The sequence below is a fragment of the Arsenophonus sp. genome, from assembly GCA_031446085.1.
Lineage (GTDB): Bacteria > Pseudomonadota > Gammaproteobacteria > Enterobacterales > Enterobacteriaceae.
On record CP132901.1, the window covers coordinates 120071 to 137240 of the forward strand.

Genomic DNA, 17170 nt, shown 5'->3' on the forward strand with positions numbered 1-17170 from the left:
TTAGATTTTTATTTCAATTTATTTGAATTATTTTTTTACGTTTATTAATTATATCTTATTTTAAAAATAAATGTATATTAGTTTTCTTTTTTTTAAATTCGCATAATTTATTAATAATACAAGATTGGCATTTTGGATTTTTTGCTGTGCAAATGTAACGAGCATGATTTAAAAAAAAATAATGACAATTTTTTTTATATTTTGTTGGAACTTTTTGAATCAATTTTTTTTCAATTTCTAAAACATTATTTCCAGTAACAAATTTAGTGCGTTTGCAAAAACGAAAAACATGTGTATCGACTGCAATAGTTGGAAAATTAAATATTGTATTTAAAATAATATTTGCAGTTTTTCTTCCAACTCCAGGTAAAGATTCTAATTCTTTTCTATTATTTGGAATTTGACTATTATGATATTTAATTAAAATTTTAGAAATTTCTATAATATTTTTTGCTTTTTTATTAAATAAACCTATTGATTTAATTAAATATCTAATTTTATTTATTCCTAAAGATAAAAATTTTTCTGGAGTATTTGCAATTTTATAAAGTCGATTTGTAATTTTATTAACTCTTATATCAGTACATTGAGCTGATAACATAACAGAAATTAATAATTCAAATGGTGAGTGATATTTAAGAGAGTTTTTTTTATATTTATGATTATTTTTTTCTAATTGTTTTAGAATGAGTATTCTTTTTTTTTTGTTCATGTATGTATCATTTTAATATATTTTTATTTTTTTAATATTTTTTTTATGCATAAAAAAAATCCAAATGTTAAAAATGCTCCAGGTGGAAATATAATAAATAACAATGGATATTCAAAATGTGCTAATTCAATGTATAAACATTTTGACCAATCTCCAAAAATTAATTCAATATTATAAAATATTGTACCATGACCAATAATTTCTCTAAAAAAACCTAATACTAATAATGGTATAATAATTTGTATTCCTGTAAATATTGAATTTACTATTACGTAGTAAGGAGAATTTTTTGAAGCATAATTTTCAGCTTGATTCATGATAATACAATTAGTTGTTACTAAAGAAAAAAATATTCCTAATGATTGATAAAGTTCAAAAAAATATGATTTTATTAAAATTTCTATGATAGAAACTATAGATGCAATTATAAAAATGTAGATAAGAATTCTTATTTCTTTAAAAATGTATTTTCTTAAAAAAGAAATAGTTATGTTTGTAAAAAATAAAACAAAAGCTGTTGTTAGTCCTAAACTTAATCCATTTACTATTGACGATGATACTGCTAATAATGGACATAATCCTAAGATTTGAATTATATTTGAATTTTTTTTCCAATTTTCTTTAATATGAATAAAAGTTTGATTCATAATTCTGAATTACATTTTTGAGATAAAGGAATTTTTTTATAATTTTTTTGTATAAAAGATAGAGATTCTTGAATGACGTTCAGTACTGCTTTTGTTGTGATAGTTGCTCCTGTAATTTGAGTAAATTCTCTATTTTGTTGTTTAACTTTCCATTTTTTTATATTTTTTTTATTAATGAATTGAGTAATCCAATTTGAAATTTTTATATCAATTTTATCTCCTAATCCTGGAGTTTCATGATGTTCAATAATATGTATTCCTAATATTTTACCAAATATATCTATTGCTATCATTAGTTGAATAGGTCCTCCATATCCATTATATGTTGTACTTTCAATTATAAATGCAATAATTTTATTTTTATTTTTTGCTAAATAAACGCTATTAATTTTAATGTTAATTATATTTTTTTTAATATCAATATTTAACTTATAACAATTTTTTTCAAAATTATTATCAAGATATTTTAATGGTATAATTTTACTAAATATGTGCTTTTTTTTTGAAATTAATTCTTTTCTAATTTTTTCTTGAGTAATAGTATAAATAATACTAATTATACCAGAAAAAAAAATGCAAATTATGCATAATATACATGCATTATATTGAATTTTTTTTTTAAAATTATTATTTTTTATGTCCATAAGTCTTTGGAAAAATATAGTAATTAATAATTGGAACTAAGCTATTTGATAATAATATTGCAAATGCTATTGAATCTGGATAATTACTATATGTTCTTATAATCCATATTAAAAAACCTATGATAGATGTGTATATATATAGTCCATATTTATTTGTTGTTGATGTCACTGGATCAGTAGCAATAAAAAAAACACCAATCATAGTTGATCCTGAAAACATATGAATTAGTGGATGCATATATTTATTTGGATTAATATTCCATGAAATTAGAGAAAGTGTTATAATTATAACCAAAATAATAGTTGGTATTCTCCAATTAATTATTTTAAATAATATTAATAATAAACCTCCAAAACAGTATGCTATATTTATCCAAATCCAAGGGTTGTTTTTTATAAATTGTTTATGATTAATAAATTCTGTTTGATTATTCATAGTTTCAGTAAATATTTTAGTTTTAATTAAATCTAATGGTGTTGCTTGTGTTAATTCAATTAAATTTGAATATTTATTTTTAATAAATAAAATGAATAAGTCATTTTTTATAAAAATAGTTTTCAAAATTTCAACATAGTTAAAGTCAATGTTTTGTAATTGTTTTAAATTAATCCATTGTGCTATTTGTATTGGAAATGAAATTAATAATATTGCATATCCAGTCATAGCTGGATTAAATATATTTTCACCTAAACCTCCGTATATATATTTAGCGATGAAGATTGCAAAAAAAGTTCCACAAGCTACCATCCACCAAGGTGATAAAGGAGGAATACTTAATGCAATTAATGTTGCTGTTATAACCCAAGAATAATTTTTAATATGTTTTTTTATAGAATAATTACATAATTTTATCCCAATAATTTCACAAAAAAAAGATATAAAAATTGAAAAAGTTATTTGATAAATTGTACCGATGCTAAAATAATATGATTGTACTATAATACCAGGCATTAGACATATGAATACAAAAAACATAATCATATTGGTATTGATTTTTTTTTTAATTAAAAACATATTATTCATCAATATTAAGATTTAATTTATTTTGTTTTTATTTTTATATTTACTTTTTTTAAACGAGCTCTTTTTATAGCTTTACTAACAATACTTTTATATTTATCGTTAGATGAATTTTTATTTATATAATCATCATCAATGATAGATTTATTTTTTTCTTTTGATATAAAAATATCGTTTTTTAATAAACGATTTTGTTTTTTTTCAAATCTTTTTTTTGTAAGAGAATTAAATTCTTTTTCTTTTAATTTTTTTTTTATTATTTTTTTTTCATTTTTATAATATTTCACAAGTTGTATTCGACTTGGGCAAACATAAGTACAAGCATTGCATTCTATACAGTCTAACAAATGATATTGATGTGTTTCTTTATGTTTTTTATGTTGAATTAGACGATATAAATGTTGTGGTAATAAATTTATTGGACATACTTGTGAACATAGATTACAATTAATACATGGTAATTCTTCCATTTTTTTTTTTGTTTTTTTGTTTTTCTGAAATGCTATAATAGAATGATTATTTTTAAAGATTGGAATAGATAAATTATTAATTTTTTTACCCATAAAGAATCCATCTAAGATAATATCTTGAATTTCTGTTTTTTTCAATCCTACTTCATTTAATAAAAAATTTATTGGTGTTCCTATTGGAACTAAATAATTTCCAGGTTTTTTAATTAAATTTCCATATATGCTAATTGTAATATGTGTTAATGGTCTACCTTTAAAAATAGCATTATAAGTAGACAAAATTGTATTAATATTTTGTACTAAAATGCCTATAGAATTAGGATATTTATTTGATGGAACTTGTTTTTTAGTTAAAATTTCAATTAATTGTTTTTCATTTCCAAATGGATAACAATTTTTTATTATATGTATTTCAATTTTTGTTTTATATTTTTTTAATTCTTTCTTTAATAAGAATATGGATTTTTTATTATTATCATTTATTCCAATTAATATTTTGGATGGGTTTAATAAATATTTAAATATTAAAATCCCTTTAATTATTTCTTTCGTTTTATTATGTATTAAACAATGATCTTTTGTTACATAAGGATCACATTCTACTGCATTTATAATAAAAATTTTTGTTTTTTTACTATTTTTAATTTTTTTTGCAGTTGGATATCCTGAACCTCCTAATCCAATAATACCAGATTGTTGAATTTTTGATAAAATTTTTTTTCTGGAATATTGATGATAATTAGACAAATTTTTAGTTGGATATAATTGGTTTTTGTAATCTGATTTAATGTATATATTTTTTTGTATATAGTTTTCAAAATTTAGATTTTCAATTTTGATTATTTCTCCAGAAGTTGGTGCATGTATTGGTGTAGTATCAAAGTTTTTACATTTTATTAAACTTTGTCCTTGTAGTACATAATCTCCTTTTTTAACTAAAATAGTATTTACTTTTTTTTGATATTTTTTTATTGAAATTATTATTAATTTTGGTGTATTTATAGTGTATAATTTGTAGTTTTTTTTTTATTGAAATTAGAAATTTCAATACTGTTTGATAAACAGTGTCTTTTTATTTTTATTTTGTTTTTAAAAAAAAACAATAATTTTATTAATATTTTGTAAAGTATGTTTTTTTTATTTAACATTTATTTATTTTTAAATAATCAAATTTTCTTAGAAGAATAACTTTTTTTAGGTATTATTTCAATACAATTTACAGGACATATTGGTACACATATTTTACAACCTGTACAAATTTCTGATAGTACGGTATGCATATATCTAAAAGAACCAACAATAGAGTCAATAGGACAGACTTTTGCACATTGATTACAACCTATACAATCATCTTCTTTAATAAATGCAACTTTTTTTGTTTTTTTTTCGATTTTATAGGAGGAATTAGATTCAACATTGAGTATTGTTTCAATGTCTATTATTACATCTTTCCCTCCTGGAATACATTTATTAATTTTTTCATTATTATTGACAATAGATTCTGCATAAGGATGACATCCAGGATAACTACATTGTCCACATTGACTTTGTGGTAAAACATCATTAATTTTTTCAATTATTGGATTTACATTACTTTTGCAATAAAAAGAAATTAAAGATAAGATACTACCTAAAAAAAAACCTAGTAATCCTAAAAATAATATTGATGTGAATATAGGATTCATTTTATTATTCCTTTAAAACCCATAAAAGATAAAGAAACTAATCCTGCAGTAATAAATACAATAGGATAACCTTTAAATAATTGAGGGATATTAGTAATTGATAGTCTTTGTTGTATTGCTCCAAATATTATGATGCTTATGGCAAATCCACAGGAAGCTGAAAAAGAAAAAAATAAAGATTCTAAAAAATTAGAGTATCTATTAATGTTTAACAAAACGACATTTAATATAGCACAGTTTGTAGTAATTAAAGGAAGGAAAACACCTAATATTTTATAAATAACAATGTTGATTTTTTTAATAATCATTTCAGTTAATTGAACTATACTAGCAATAATAAAAATAAAAGTTAATGTACGTATAAAAGATAAATTTAGTGGTTCTAATATTACTTTATTAACTAACCATATTGTTGAAGCAGAAAGTGTCATCACAAATATAGTAGATAATGCCATACTGATTGAGGATTTTATATTTTTAGATATTCCAATGAAAGGACATAATCCTAAACATTCTACCAATATAAAATTGTTTACTATAGCTGTTTCAATAAATAATAAGTAATATTTCATTTTTTTGAATGCATAAATTATCAAATAATTTTAAATAGTAAAAGAATAATTAAAGATATTATTGAAAAGTTATAAACATATCAATGATATTTTCATGTTTTTTAATATTATTAAGATATAGTTTAATTTTATATAGATTATTTGTAAATATTTATTGAAAATTAATAATATAAAATATATTTTTTGTACAATTTTGAATTGTTTCATGAGTTAATAAATAAAAAAAATCTTTATATGTATTCAAGATGATTTAATTTAAAATTATTAATATATGAAGTTTTTAAAATTAATTTAAATAGTGGATAAGAATTAATGCAATTTTCTAAAATGCATGGATTAGGTAATGATTTTGTAATTATTGATGGAATTAATCAAAATGTTTTTTTAACTTCACAAGAGATTGTTTTTTTATCTAATCGAAATATTGGAATTGGATTTGATCAATTAATTATTGTAGAAGTTTCTCATAATTATGAAATAGATTTTTATTATCGTATTTTTAATTCTAACGGTTTTGAAGCTTTTCAATGCGGTAATGGAGTACGTTGTCTAGCTAAATTTGTATATTTAAAAAAATTAACTAAAAAAAAAATTATAAAGGTAACTACAAAATTTAACACGATTAAATTATATATTACAAAAAAGAATGATATTTGTGCAAATATGGGATTTCCAATATTTTTAGAAAAACATTTTTTTGATGATACTTTTATCAAAAGTAAGAAAATATTTTTTTTAGATCTAGTTTCTATTGGAAATTTTCATTGTGTATTTCAAGTAGATAATGTAGAAAATATAAAAATGAAAAATTTGATTTTAAATTTTAAAAAAAATAAATTATTAAAAAATATGAATTTTAGTTTTATGGAAATTATTAATTATAAGTATATTCGTCTTCGTGTTTACGAAAATGGTGTAGGAGAAACTCAATCATGTGGTACTGCAGCATGTGCTGCAGTTATTGTTGGAATAAAACATAGATTATTATCTAATAATGTTGAAGTAAAATTTTTTCAAGGTAGTTTATATGTTTCATGGGAAGGGAAAAAAAATCCAATTTATTTAAGAGGTTCAGCAACGCATGTATTTGATGGTAATATAAATATATAATATTTTTAAAAGTAAATATTTTTTATGTTTTTTTAATAAAAAATGGAAGATTTATGTATATTTATCGTAAGTTAACGCCAATTTCAGCAATTACTTTTGATTTAGATGATACATTATATGATAATAAACCAGTAATGGATAAGACAGAAAAAGAGTTATTAAATTTTATTCGATCTTATGACATAAGATTTAGTACATTTCAATTTAATGATTTTAAAATGTATCAAACTATTATTTTAAAAAAATATCCTGATATTTATCATAATGTGACATATTGGAGATGGTTAGCAGCAAAATTGTTACTTTTGCATTATGGATATAGTTATAATCATGCAATTTTAGGAGCAAACAAGATTATATCTTATTTTTTATATTGGAGAAGTCAAATTAATATACCAAAATTTACGCATAAGATTTTATCTTACTTATCTAAAAAAATACCATTAGCAGTGATTACTAACGGAAATGCCAATCCTTCTGTTTTCGGTTTAGGTAATTATTTTCAATTTGTTTTACAAGCAGGAAAAGATGGGCGTGCTAAACCATTTAGTGATATGTATTATTGTGCTAGTCAAAAATTCAATATTAAAATTCATAGTATTTTGCATGTAGGAGATAGTTTAGATACAGATATTCAAGGAGCACTAGATAGTGGTATGCAAGCATGTTGGTTAAATAGTAGAAAAAAGATTTTATCTTATAATAAAATTTCTAATAAATTTCCTCATGTTGAAATTAAATGTTTAGCTTCCTTAATTGCATTGATATAATATTTTTTAAATTTATTTTAATCTGAAATAAATATTCAAATTAATATTATTAAGAATAAAAAAATATTAAACAATTTAATTTGAAATAAATTTCAAATATCACAAATTATTTATTAATAATATTTTAACTTTATTCAAAGTTTTACTTTTTTAAAAAAATATTTATTTGGTTAGTATAATTTAAGATATATTTATTTTTAGATATTAAAAACATTAGTTTTAATTTATAAAAATTGATGTTTTTATTTTAAATTTTTGTAAAAAATAAATGTTTTAAAATTAATATATCATTATAATTAATTTTAAAAAATGTTTTAAAACCCCTTCAAAGAAGGAATCAAAATATGTTGTTAGCTTTTAAATTAGATAATGAATCTTTATCTAAGATAAATGACAATACAAAATTGTCTGAATCTATATGGGTAGATTTAATATCTCCTAATGAAGAAGATAGAAAAAGAATACAAACAGAATTAGGACAATTATTAGTTAGTCCCATAGAATTAACTGACATAGAGGCATCTGCACGTTTCTTTAAAGATAAAGATGGATTACATATTCATTCTTTTTTTTATTATGAAGATCTCGAATCTCATGCTGGAAATACAACAGTTGCTTTTACATTTCAAAATTCTCGTTTATATACATTAAGAGAATTTGAATTGCCAGAATTTCGTTTATATAGAATAAGATCAAGAAATCAAAGATATATTCATGGCAATGCATATGAATTATTTTTAGATTTATTTGAAATTAAAATAGAACAATTAGCTAATATTATAGAGAATATATATTCTATTTTAGAATCGTTAAGTAGAGTAATTTTAGATGGGAAGCAGGGTAATGAATTAGATACTGCATTATCCCATCTTGCTGAGCAAGAAGATATTAGTTGGAAAGTAAGATTGTGTTTAATGGATAGTCAAAGAGCATTAAATTTTTTGATTCGTCGTTCTGAATTACCATCAAGTCAATTAGATCAAGCAAGAGATATTTTACGTGATATAGAATCTTTATTACCTCATAATGAATCTCTTTTTCAGAAGGTAAATTTTTTAATGCAAGCTGCAATGGGATTAATTAATATTGAACAAAATAGAATTATTAAAATTTTTTCAGTTGTATCTGTAATTTTTTTACCTCCTACACTAGTAGCATCAAGTTATGGAATGAATTTCAAATTTATGCCAGAATTAAATTGGCATTTTGGATATCCAGCAGGAATATTATTAATGATTATTGCTGGTTTAGCACCTTATTTATATTTTAAACGAAAAAATTGGTTATGATGAATAATCATTTCGATATTTTTTTAAATTGATACATAAGTATATATTTTTTAAATAAAATTATATGGAATGAATTGTTAGTGGGATTTAATAAAATGAAAAAAATAGTTTTTCTCTTAAATAAAGAAAAAGAAACTATGTTTGTAGGTTATAATTTAGGTAAAATTATTAAAAGTAAAATTGATAAGTATATTTTATATTTTTATGGTGATTTGGGCAGTGGTAAAACTACTTTTATTCGTGGTTTTTTAAGAGGTTTAGGTTATACTGGTGTTGTTAAAAGTCCGAGTTACACATTATTAGAATCATATTTTTTAAAACAATACAACGTATATCATTTTGATTTTTATCGCGTCAATTCTTTTAAAGAAATTGAATTATTAGGAATACAAGATTTTTTTTATCAAAATTTTATTTTTTTAATTGAATGGGCAGAAAAAGGGGAAAACTTTTTAAGTTTACCTGATATAAAAATTTATTTATCCTATCTTAATGAAGATAGGAGGATGATTTCTTTATTTTTTTTAAATCAAAAGTTAAATATAATTTCTAAAAAAAAATTAATGGATAAATAATGATTATTTAAAAAAATAAAAACAGAAAATTTAAATCTTATTTTAAAGAAATATATAATTAATTAGATAATGTCAAAAATAAAAAAATTGTCTCCAGAAGTTATAAATCAAATTGCTGCTGGAGAAGTAATTGATCGTCCAGCATCAGTTGTGAAAGAATTAGTTGAGAATAGTATTGATGCAAATTCAACTATTATTAATATTTTTATTCAAGATGGCGGTAAAAAAAATATTCGAGTTAGTGATAATGGAAATGGTATTTCTAAAGATGATTTAAAATTATCTATTTTTCCTTATTATACTAGTAAAATATGTTTTTTAAAAGATTTAGAAAATTTAAAAAGTTTTGGGTTTAGAGGAGAAGCATTATCTAGCATTTGTAGTGTATCTCGTTTTATAATTAAATCAAAAACTTACAATCAAAAAATGGGATGGGCATTATATTCTGAAGGTTCTTATTTAGATTTTAATTTAAAGCCAATAGCACATCCTATTGGAACTACAGTAGAAATACTAGATCTCTTTTATAATATTCCTGTACGTAAAAAATTTTTGAGATCTAGTAAGTCTGAATTTATTTATATAGATCAATTAATTAAAAAAATAGCTTTATCATATTATAATATTACAATAAATTTTTTTAATAATGATAAATTATGTAGACATTATTTTTGTGCAAATGATATTGATTCTAAGAAAATTAGAATATCTCAAATATTTGGAAAATATTTTTTAAAGAAATCATATAGAATATTTCAAAATAAAGATAATATTTCAATAGAAGGATGGATTTCAAATGAAAATTATACAAAAATTGGAGAAATACAATTTTTTTACGTTAATAATAGAATAGTAGAAAATTATTTTATTAATTACATTATTCGAAAAATAATTCATCTTAAACGTTTTTCAAATAGTAAAATTGATTATATATTGTATTTATATATTAATCCTAGTGAAATTGATTTTAATATTCATCCTTCAAAAAAAAAAATTCGCTTTCTAAAAAAAAAAATAGTTTATGATTTTATTTTTCAATCAATTTTTTTAGGATTTAATTTACAATCAAAAAAGCACTTTTTAATAAGTGATATTCATCAAAAAAATTTTAAAAATGAATTAGAAAAATCAAATTTATTTGATGAAAAAGATCTAAAAAATAAAACAATTTTAAATTTTTCGAAAAGAAAATGGAATATTAAAATATTGATGATATATAAAAAAAAATTTGCATTAATTCAATATTTATATAAAATTGTTTTAATTTCTTTAGATAAGTTGAATTTTTTTTTAAAGAAATATTTATTAGAATTAGATTATAAAAAATCTAAATTTGAATTGGTTTTTATTCCTGTATTTGTTTTATCAAACAAAAATTTAAAAACTTTTCATAAAGTGAGATACTTTATATCTTATTTAGGTTTTAAAGTATTATTAATTAATAATAATAATATAAAAATTATTAGTGTAATACGTTCTTTTAGAAATTTAAATTTAATAACACTTTTTATAGAAATTTTAGAATATTTTTATGAATTTCCTTTTTATGATAGAAAAAAATTTATTTTTTTCATATTAAATAAAATAATTAATAAAAAAAAATTTTGGACTATTATTGAAGTAAAAAAATTATTAGTAAATGTTGAATTAACTAATCCTGATTTAATTCAACATTTACCATCTAACATTTTTAAAATTATTAATTTTGAATCAATTTTTAAAAAGTTTTTCTTATGAATAAAAAAATAGATAAAAAAAAATTGTTTTTATTATTGGTCCTACAGCATCTGGAAAAACAGATTTAGCAATTAAATTATGTCAGATATTTCCATTTAGTATTGTCAGTGTAGATTCAGGTTTAATTTATAAAGGAATGGATATAGGGACTGCAAAACCGACTTTAGAGGATCAAAAAATAGCACCACATAAATTAATTGATCTTTTAGATCCTTCTCAATATTATTCTGTAGCTAATTTTTATCATGATGTATTAATAGAAATAGAAAAAATTGTTCGAATGAATAGAATACCATTGCTTGTTGGTGGAAGTATGTTATATTTTAAAGTCTTATTAGAAGGATTATATTTATTACCAGAAAAAAATGATGATATTCGATTAAGAATTAAAAAATATGCAGATTATTTTGGTTGGAATGTAATATATCAATATTTAAAAAAAATTGATTTTCAATATGTTTCTAAAATTCATCCTAATGATGTTTATCGATTAACTCGTGCATTAGAAATATTTCTTATAACTGGAAAAAAAATTAAAGATCATGTAAAAAAAAAAACTTTTTATGATTATATACAAATTTGTATTTTTCCAGAAAATAATAGTCTATTATTTGATAGAATAAAAAAACGTTTTATGCATATGTTAGATTTAGGATTTGAAGAAGAAGTTCATAGTTTTTATAAAAGAGAAGATTTGCATAATAATTTACCTTCTATGCGTTGTGTAGGTTATAAGCAAATGTGGGAGTATTTTTCTGGAAAATTGAAATATCATGAAATGATTCATCAGGCTATATTAGCAACAAAAACATTAGCAAAGCATCAAATTACATGGTTAAAAAAATGGAAAAATATAGATCTTATTATAGATGATACAAATATGAATCAAGCTTTTAAAAAAGTATCAAATTTTATTAGACATATAAATATTATCAAAACTTAAATACTAAAAGATTTAATTTATGCAAGATATTATTTGACATCTTGTTTTATAAAAAAGTGAAAATTTAAAATATATAATTTTTTTTAGATATATTTAATATTATAAATTAATTTAATATTGTTTTAATAAAATTTGATTTTTTTTTTAAATTATAATATCATATGTATATGTTTTTTAATTTTTTTTTTTTACAAAAGTCCCTATTCAAAATAAGATTATTATTTTATTTTGAATAGGGATTTTTTACTTTTTCAGTATCATAAATTGTATATTCATTTATTAATAATTTTTTTATATAAAGATATATATTAATCAGATCTATGAATAAATAAAAAATGGTAAAATATTTATTAGATTAATTTAATTCTTATATATTTTTATTTTAAATAAATATTATATTATTTTTGTGTTTTAAATAAATTTTTTCAATTTTTTATTTTAATTATACAGTTATAAACATGGAGTTTATGGTATGGAGTGGAATCTTTTTTTATGTTATAAAAAACAAAAATACGATCCATGGGGAAGAAAAAAGGATTCTAATCCTTACTTAAAAGGCTATAAGTTAATTATAAAAAATAAATTTATTAATAAAATTTTAAAAATATTAAAAACAATAAATGAATATTTTCAAAAAAAAAATCAATCTTTTCAATCAAAAAAAAAAAATAATGTAAATGTATTATTTTCAATAATACTGTTTTGTGTTTTGACTTGGTTCTTGACGGGTTTTTGTATTATTAAAAAAAATGAACAAGGAGTTCTTTTGAGATTTGGTCAATATCAATATATGTTAAATTCTGGTTTACATTGGAAAATTAATTTTATAGAAGAAATAATTCCAATTAATATCAAAAGAATATATATCAAAAATGTAAAGAGTAATATTCTAACTTCAGACCAAAATATAATCCATATAAATATGGATATTCAATATAAAATTGTAAATCCAATTTTTTATTTATTTAATATACAAAAACCAGATTATAGCTTATTTCAAGCAACTAACAGTATTTTAACAACTGCATTTGGTCAAATAAACATTGAAGATATATTAAATATAAATCAAAAAATAATAAAAGAAAAAATTAAAAAAGAGCTAAAAGATATAATTTCATTATATGAAATAGGTATAAATATTTTAGATATAAATTTTCAAGAAATTATACCTCCTATTACAGTGAAAAAATATTTTGATGATGTCATAATTGCTCATACAGAAAAAAAAAATATTATATCTGAAGCTAAATCTTATTATGATGAAGTAGTTTCGGTTTCTAAAGGAAATGCAAAAAAAATAATAGAGGAAGCAAATGCTTATAAAGTGAATTTAATTGCTAAAGCTAAAGGAGAAATAGCTGGTTTTTCTAAAATTTTGCCAGAATATAATTTATCTCCTCAAATTACAAGAGAACGTTTGTATATTGAAACAATGGAACGTATTTTAGAAAATTCAAGAAAAATTTTTGTTACTAATAAAGACAATATAATAGTGCTATCTATGGATTCATCTAATTTAAATAATATTCAAAATAAAAATTTAGACCTTTCTAAAAAGGATGAATTAAATCATCAAAAAAATAAAAATATCATAAATCAAAAAAAAGATCCTGAATGGATTTATCCGTCCAGAGGAAAAAATGCTAGAACTAATGATAATACAAATCGTATAGGGAGATAGAAATCAAATGCGTAAAAAAATACTATTTTTTTTGTCTATTATCTCCTTTATTATTACTGTTTATTTTTCTTTTTTTGTAGTAAAACCAACAGAAAAAGCAGTGCTTTTACGTTTTGGTAAAATATTAAATAATAATAATCCTATTATTTATAGTTCTGGATTACATGTTAAAGTACCGTTTATGGATGAACATGAAATATTAGATGCGCGTATTCAGAACTTAGATATTGCATTAGAACGTTACTTAACTAGAGATAATAAATATTTTATTTTAGACTTTTTTTTAAAATGGAAAATAGTTGATTTTGTAAAATATTACAATTTTACTAATGAAAATAGGATGTATCATATTGATGATTTATTAAAGAATAGAATAAAAAATTTTTTTTATACAGAATTTAGAAAATTAAATTTTAATGAATTATTGAATCTCAATAATCATTTTTATATAAATCAAAATAATGATTATTTAAATTTAAATAATAAAACAAAAAATATTAATTTAAATACTAATCATTTAATGTATTTTCAAAAAATTAATTTAAATAATCAACATATGATGTTTAAATTAACAAATTTAACTTTATTTAATATATTTTTTGATTCTTTAATTAAAGAATTAGGAATCAAAATTATAGATATAAAAATAAAAAAAATTGAAGTACCCCAAGAATTTTTAAATTCTTTTTATCAACATATTAAAATTCAACGTGAAAATTTAATTCGTGAATATCATTCTAAAGCAAAAGAAGAAGCATTAAAAATTCATGCAATAGCTGATAGGATGGTAATAGAAATATTAGCAGAAGCACAAAAAAAAGCAATTGAACTAAAAGGAGAAGCAGATGCGATAGTAACAAAATTGTTTGCAGATTCTTTTAGCAAAGATTTTGATTTTTATATTTTTATTCGTAGTTTACGTGCTTATGAAAAAAGTTTTAGTAAAAATAATAATGATATTGTTGTTTTAAATCCAGATATAAATTTTTTTCGTTACATAAAATTTTCGAATAAATTAATTAATAAAACAAATTAATTAAAAACGTCACATTAAATATATTTAATATATTTTTTAAAAAATAAGTTAATCTAATGAATAAAAATATTGTAATTATTGGTATGCAATGGGGTGATGAAGGAAAAGGAAAAATAGTAGATTTATTAGCTAAAAAATTTCAATATGTTATTCGATATCAAGGAGGAGATAATGCTGGGCATACTATAGTAGTAGATAATAAAAAAATAATTCTCCATTTAGTTCCATCTGGTATTTTAAATTCGAATGTTAAAAATGTAATAGCTAATGGTGTAGTAATAAATCCAAGTCTTTTAATAAAAGAAATCAAAACTTTAAAAAATCTTGGTTTTCTGGTAGATAAACATTTATATATTTCACCTTTTTGTTCGTTAATTTTACCTTGTCATGTAGCTTTAGATAAAGCAAGAGAATCTTTATCTAAAAAAAATATTGGGACGACTTGCAAAGGTATAGGTCCAGCTTATGAAGATAAAATTGCACGTAGAAATTTACGAATTGGAGATTTAATTAATAAAAAGATTTTTTTTAAAAAATTAAAATATTTAATAGAGTATCATAATTTTCAATTAGTTCATTATTATAAATTTAATCCTATTAATTATAAAAAAACATTTGATGAATTAATAGAAGCAAGATCAATTTTGATTAAAATGATACGTGATGTTGCTCTTTTATTATATAAAGAAAATAGAAACGGAAAATCTATGATTTTTGAAGGAGCACAAGGTTTTTTATTAGATATTGAACATGGAACTTATCCGTATGTAACATCTTCTTATACAACAGTTGGTGGAGTTTTTTTAGGATCAGGATTGGGATTGTCAGATAATCTTAATATTTTAGGAATATTTAAAGCTTATTCTACTCGTGTTGGAAATGGACCTTTCCCAACTGAGTTATTTGATGATATTGGTAGATATTTAAGAAAAAAAGGTCAAGAATATGGATCTACTACTGGACGTGCTCGTCGAATAGGATGGTTGGATATTGTATTAATAAATAGAGCAATACAAATAAATTCCTTTTCTTTTCTTGCATTAACTAAATTAGATGTTTTAGATGAATTAGAAGAAATTAAAATATGTATTGCTTATAAAAAAAAAGATGGACAAGTTTTTGAACGTATTCCGTTTTTTATTGAAGAGTGGAATGAGATTATTCCTGTATATGAAATTTTGCCAGGATGGAAATGTAATACCTCTGGGATAACAGAATATGATAAATTACCTAGAGAAGCTATTAATTATATTCGTAAAATTGAAACATTAATTAAAATTCCAATTAGCATTATTTCAACTGGTCCAGAAAGATCGGAAACAATTATACTATCTAATATTTTAGGAATTATCAAATAATTCAGGATAAAAATAAATATTTTAATATAAATTTAATTTTTAAATATTGATCAATTTAAGTCATGGTGCCCAAGGCGGGATTTGAACCCGCATGACTGTTTAAAAGTCGAGGGATTTTAAGTCCCTTGTGTCTACCAGTTTTCACCACTTGGGCTTTTTAATTAAAAAAAATGTTTAATATATATATACATAAGACGTGTCCCGGAATTGAACCGGGATAAGCGGATTTGCAGTCCGCTGCATAATCCATTCTGCCAACACGTCAGTTTTTTGATATGTTTTATAGTATAAACATTATTCTTTTAAATTTTACGATATTAAAAATAAGAGTCAATAATAATTTTAAATTATTTATTTTAAATATTTAATTTTATTTTTTGTATATTTTATTCCAGAGAAAGTATATTGTAACATGGATAAAAAAGCTAGAATAGTTGAAAAATATAATAATGCTATAGAGATTTTTTCAATTATATTATTTGGATGCCAAAGTAACCCTATTAATGAAATCATTTGAAACGTTGTTTTAGATTTTCCAATATAAGAAACAGAAATAATATTTTTTTTGTTTAATTCTGTTGCTATCCATTCTCTCAATGCAGAAATAAAAATTTCTCGTGAAATTATAATTATTGTTGGTATAGTCATCCACCAAATTGAATAATATTCTGTAATAAGAACTAAAGTAATATTAACGATTATTTTATCTGCTACTGGATCTAAAAAAGATCCAAATTTTGTTTTCTGTTTGAGTAATCGTGCAAAAAATCCATCAAATAAATCAGTTAGTGCTGCTGTTGTGAACAATAATGAACACACAATTGGAGACCACCTAAATGGAATATAAAAAAAAATAATTAAAAAAGGTGTTAAAATAAGACGTAAAATTGTTAAATAAGTTGAAAGGTTTAATTGCATTT

Annotated in this window: 17 protein-coding genes and 2 tRNA genes; 9 read left to right on the top strand and 10 right to left on the bottom strand. The window is 21.1% G+C overall.

Features of this window, described 5'->3' with window-relative positions; all coding sequences use genetic code 11:
• Positions 1-55 precede the first annotated feature (55 nt).
• From nth to rsxA, 7 genes are all read right to left on the bottom strand, one after another.
• A complete protein-coding gene (nth, locus tag RA161_00555; protein ID WMY97560.1) occupies positions 56-712 on the bottom strand; it encodes an endonuclease III in 657 nt (218 codons plus the stop codon).
• A 23-nt stretch (positions 713-735) separates the two neighbouring features.
• Positions 736-1359: an electron transport complex subunit RsxE gene (gene rsxE, locus RA161_00560; GenBank protein ID WMY97561.1), complete on the bottom strand. Its 624-nt coding sequence runs from the start codon at positions 1357-1359 to the stop codon at positions 736-738.
• Positions 1356-2003: an electron transport complex subunit RsxG gene (gene rsxG / locus RA161_00565; GenBank protein ID WMY97562.1), complete on the bottom strand. Its 648-nt coding sequence runs from the start codon at positions 2001-2003 to the stop codon at positions 1356-1358. The genes rsxE and rsxG overlap by 4 nt, the downstream gene beginning before the upstream one ends.
• Positions 1987-2955, bottom strand: a complete 969-nt coding sequence (locus RA161_00570) for an RnfABCDGE type electron transport complex subunit D (GenBank protein WMY97563.1) — start codon at positions 2953-2955, stop codon at positions 1987-1989. The genes rsxG and RA161_00570 overlap by 17 nt, the downstream gene beginning before the upstream one ends.
• Positions 2956-3044: 89 nt before the next feature.
• Positions 3045-4466: an electron transport complex subunit RsxC gene (rsxC, locus tag RA161_00575; protein WMY97745.1), complete on the bottom strand. Its 1422-nt coding sequence runs from the start codon at positions 4464-4466 to the stop codon at positions 3045-3047.
• Between the two features lie 194 nt (positions 4467-4660).
• Positions 4661-5179, bottom strand: a complete 519-nt coding sequence (rsxB, locus tag RA161_00580; protein WMY97564.1) for an electron transport complex subunit RsxB — start codon at positions 5177-5179, stop codon at positions 4661-4663.
• Positions 5176-5751, bottom strand: a complete 576-nt coding sequence (gene rsxA / locus RA161_00585) for an electron transport complex subunit RsxA (protein WMY97565.1) — start codon at positions 5749-5751, stop codon at positions 5176-5178. The genes rsxB and rsxA overlap by 4 nt, the downstream gene beginning before the upstream one ends.
• Before the next feature lie 312 nt (positions 5752-6063).
• Here rsxA and dapF point away from each other — a divergent pair, with 312 nt between their 5' ends.
• The 9 genes from dapF to RA161_00630 all read left to right on the top strand — a co-directional run bounded on the left by dapF (position 6064) and on the right by RA161_00630 (position 16250).
• A complete protein-coding gene (gene dapF / locus RA161_00590) occupies positions 6064-6861 on the top strand; it encodes a diaminopimelate epimerase (protein ID WMY97566.1) in 798 nt (265 codons plus the stop codon).
• A 53-nt stretch (positions 6862-6914) separates the two neighbouring features.
• On the top strand, positions 6915-7631 hold the full coding sequence (yigB, locus tag RA161_00595; protein ID WMY97567.1) for a 5-amino-6-(5-phospho-D-ribitylamino)uracil phosphatase YigB: 717 nt from the start codon (positions 6915-6917) through the stop codon (positions 7629-7631).
• Between the two features lie 344 nt (positions 7632-7975).
• On the top strand, positions 7976-8920 hold the full coding sequence (gene corA, locus RA161_00600; GenBank protein WMY97568.1) for a magnesium/cobalt transporter CorA: 945 nt from the start codon (positions 7976-7978) through the stop codon (positions 8918-8920).
• Positions 8921-9015: 95 nt separating this feature from the next.
• Entirely contained in the window at positions 9016-9495 is a 480-nt protein-coding gene (tsaE, locus tag RA161_00605) for a tRNA (adenosine(37)-N6)-threonylcarbamoyltransferase complex ATPase subunit type 1 TsaE (protein WMY97569.1), read from the top strand.
• A 69-nt stretch (positions 9496-9564) separates the two neighbouring features.
• A complete protein-coding gene (gene mutL / locus RA161_00610; protein ID WMY97570.1) occupies positions 9565-11232 on the top strand; it encodes a DNA mismatch repair endonuclease MutL in 1668 nt (555 codons plus the stop codon).
• Between the two features lie 34 nt (positions 11233-11266).
• Positions 11267-12175, top strand: a complete 909-nt coding sequence (miaA, locus tag RA161_00615; GenBank protein ID WMY97746.1) for a tRNA (adenosine(37)-N6)-dimethylallyltransferase MiaA — start codon at positions 11267-11269, stop codon at positions 12173-12175.
• A gap of 472 nt (positions 12176-12647) precedes the next feature.
• Entirely contained in the window at positions 12648-13856 is a 1209-nt protein-coding gene (gene hflK / locus RA161_00620; GenBank protein WMY97571.1) for an FtsH protease activity modulator HflK, read from the top strand.
• A gap of 7 nt (positions 13857-13863) precedes the next feature.
• Complete coding sequence (gene hflC, locus RA161_00625) at positions 13864-14892, top strand: protease modulator HflC (protein ID WMY97572.1); 1029 nt, start codon at positions 13864-13866, stop codon at positions 14890-14892.
• Positions 14893-14948: 56 nt separating this feature from the next.
• Positions 14949-16250: an adenylosuccinate synthase gene (locus tag RA161_00630; protein ID WMY97573.1), complete on the top strand. Its 1302-nt coding sequence runs from the start codon at positions 14949-14951 to the stop codon at positions 16248-16250.
• Positions 16251-16313: 63 nt separating this feature from the next.
• Here the strand turns inward: RA161_00630 and RA161_00635 are convergent.
• From RA161_00635 to pgsA, 3 genes are all read right to left on the bottom strand, one after another.
• Positions 16314-16404 (bottom strand) — tRNA-Leu (locus tag RA161_00635).
• Positions 16405-16442: 38 nt separating this feature from the next.
• Positions 16443-16514, bottom strand: a tRNA-Cys gene (locus tag RA161_00640).
• Between the two features lie 87 nt (positions 16515-16601).
• A complete protein-coding gene (gene pgsA / locus RA161_00645) occupies positions 16602-17168 on the bottom strand; it encodes a CDP-diacylglycerol--glycerol-3-phosphate 3-phosphatidyltransferase (protein WMY97574.1) in 567 nt (188 codons plus the stop codon).
• Positions 17169-17170: the final 2 nt, after the last annotated feature.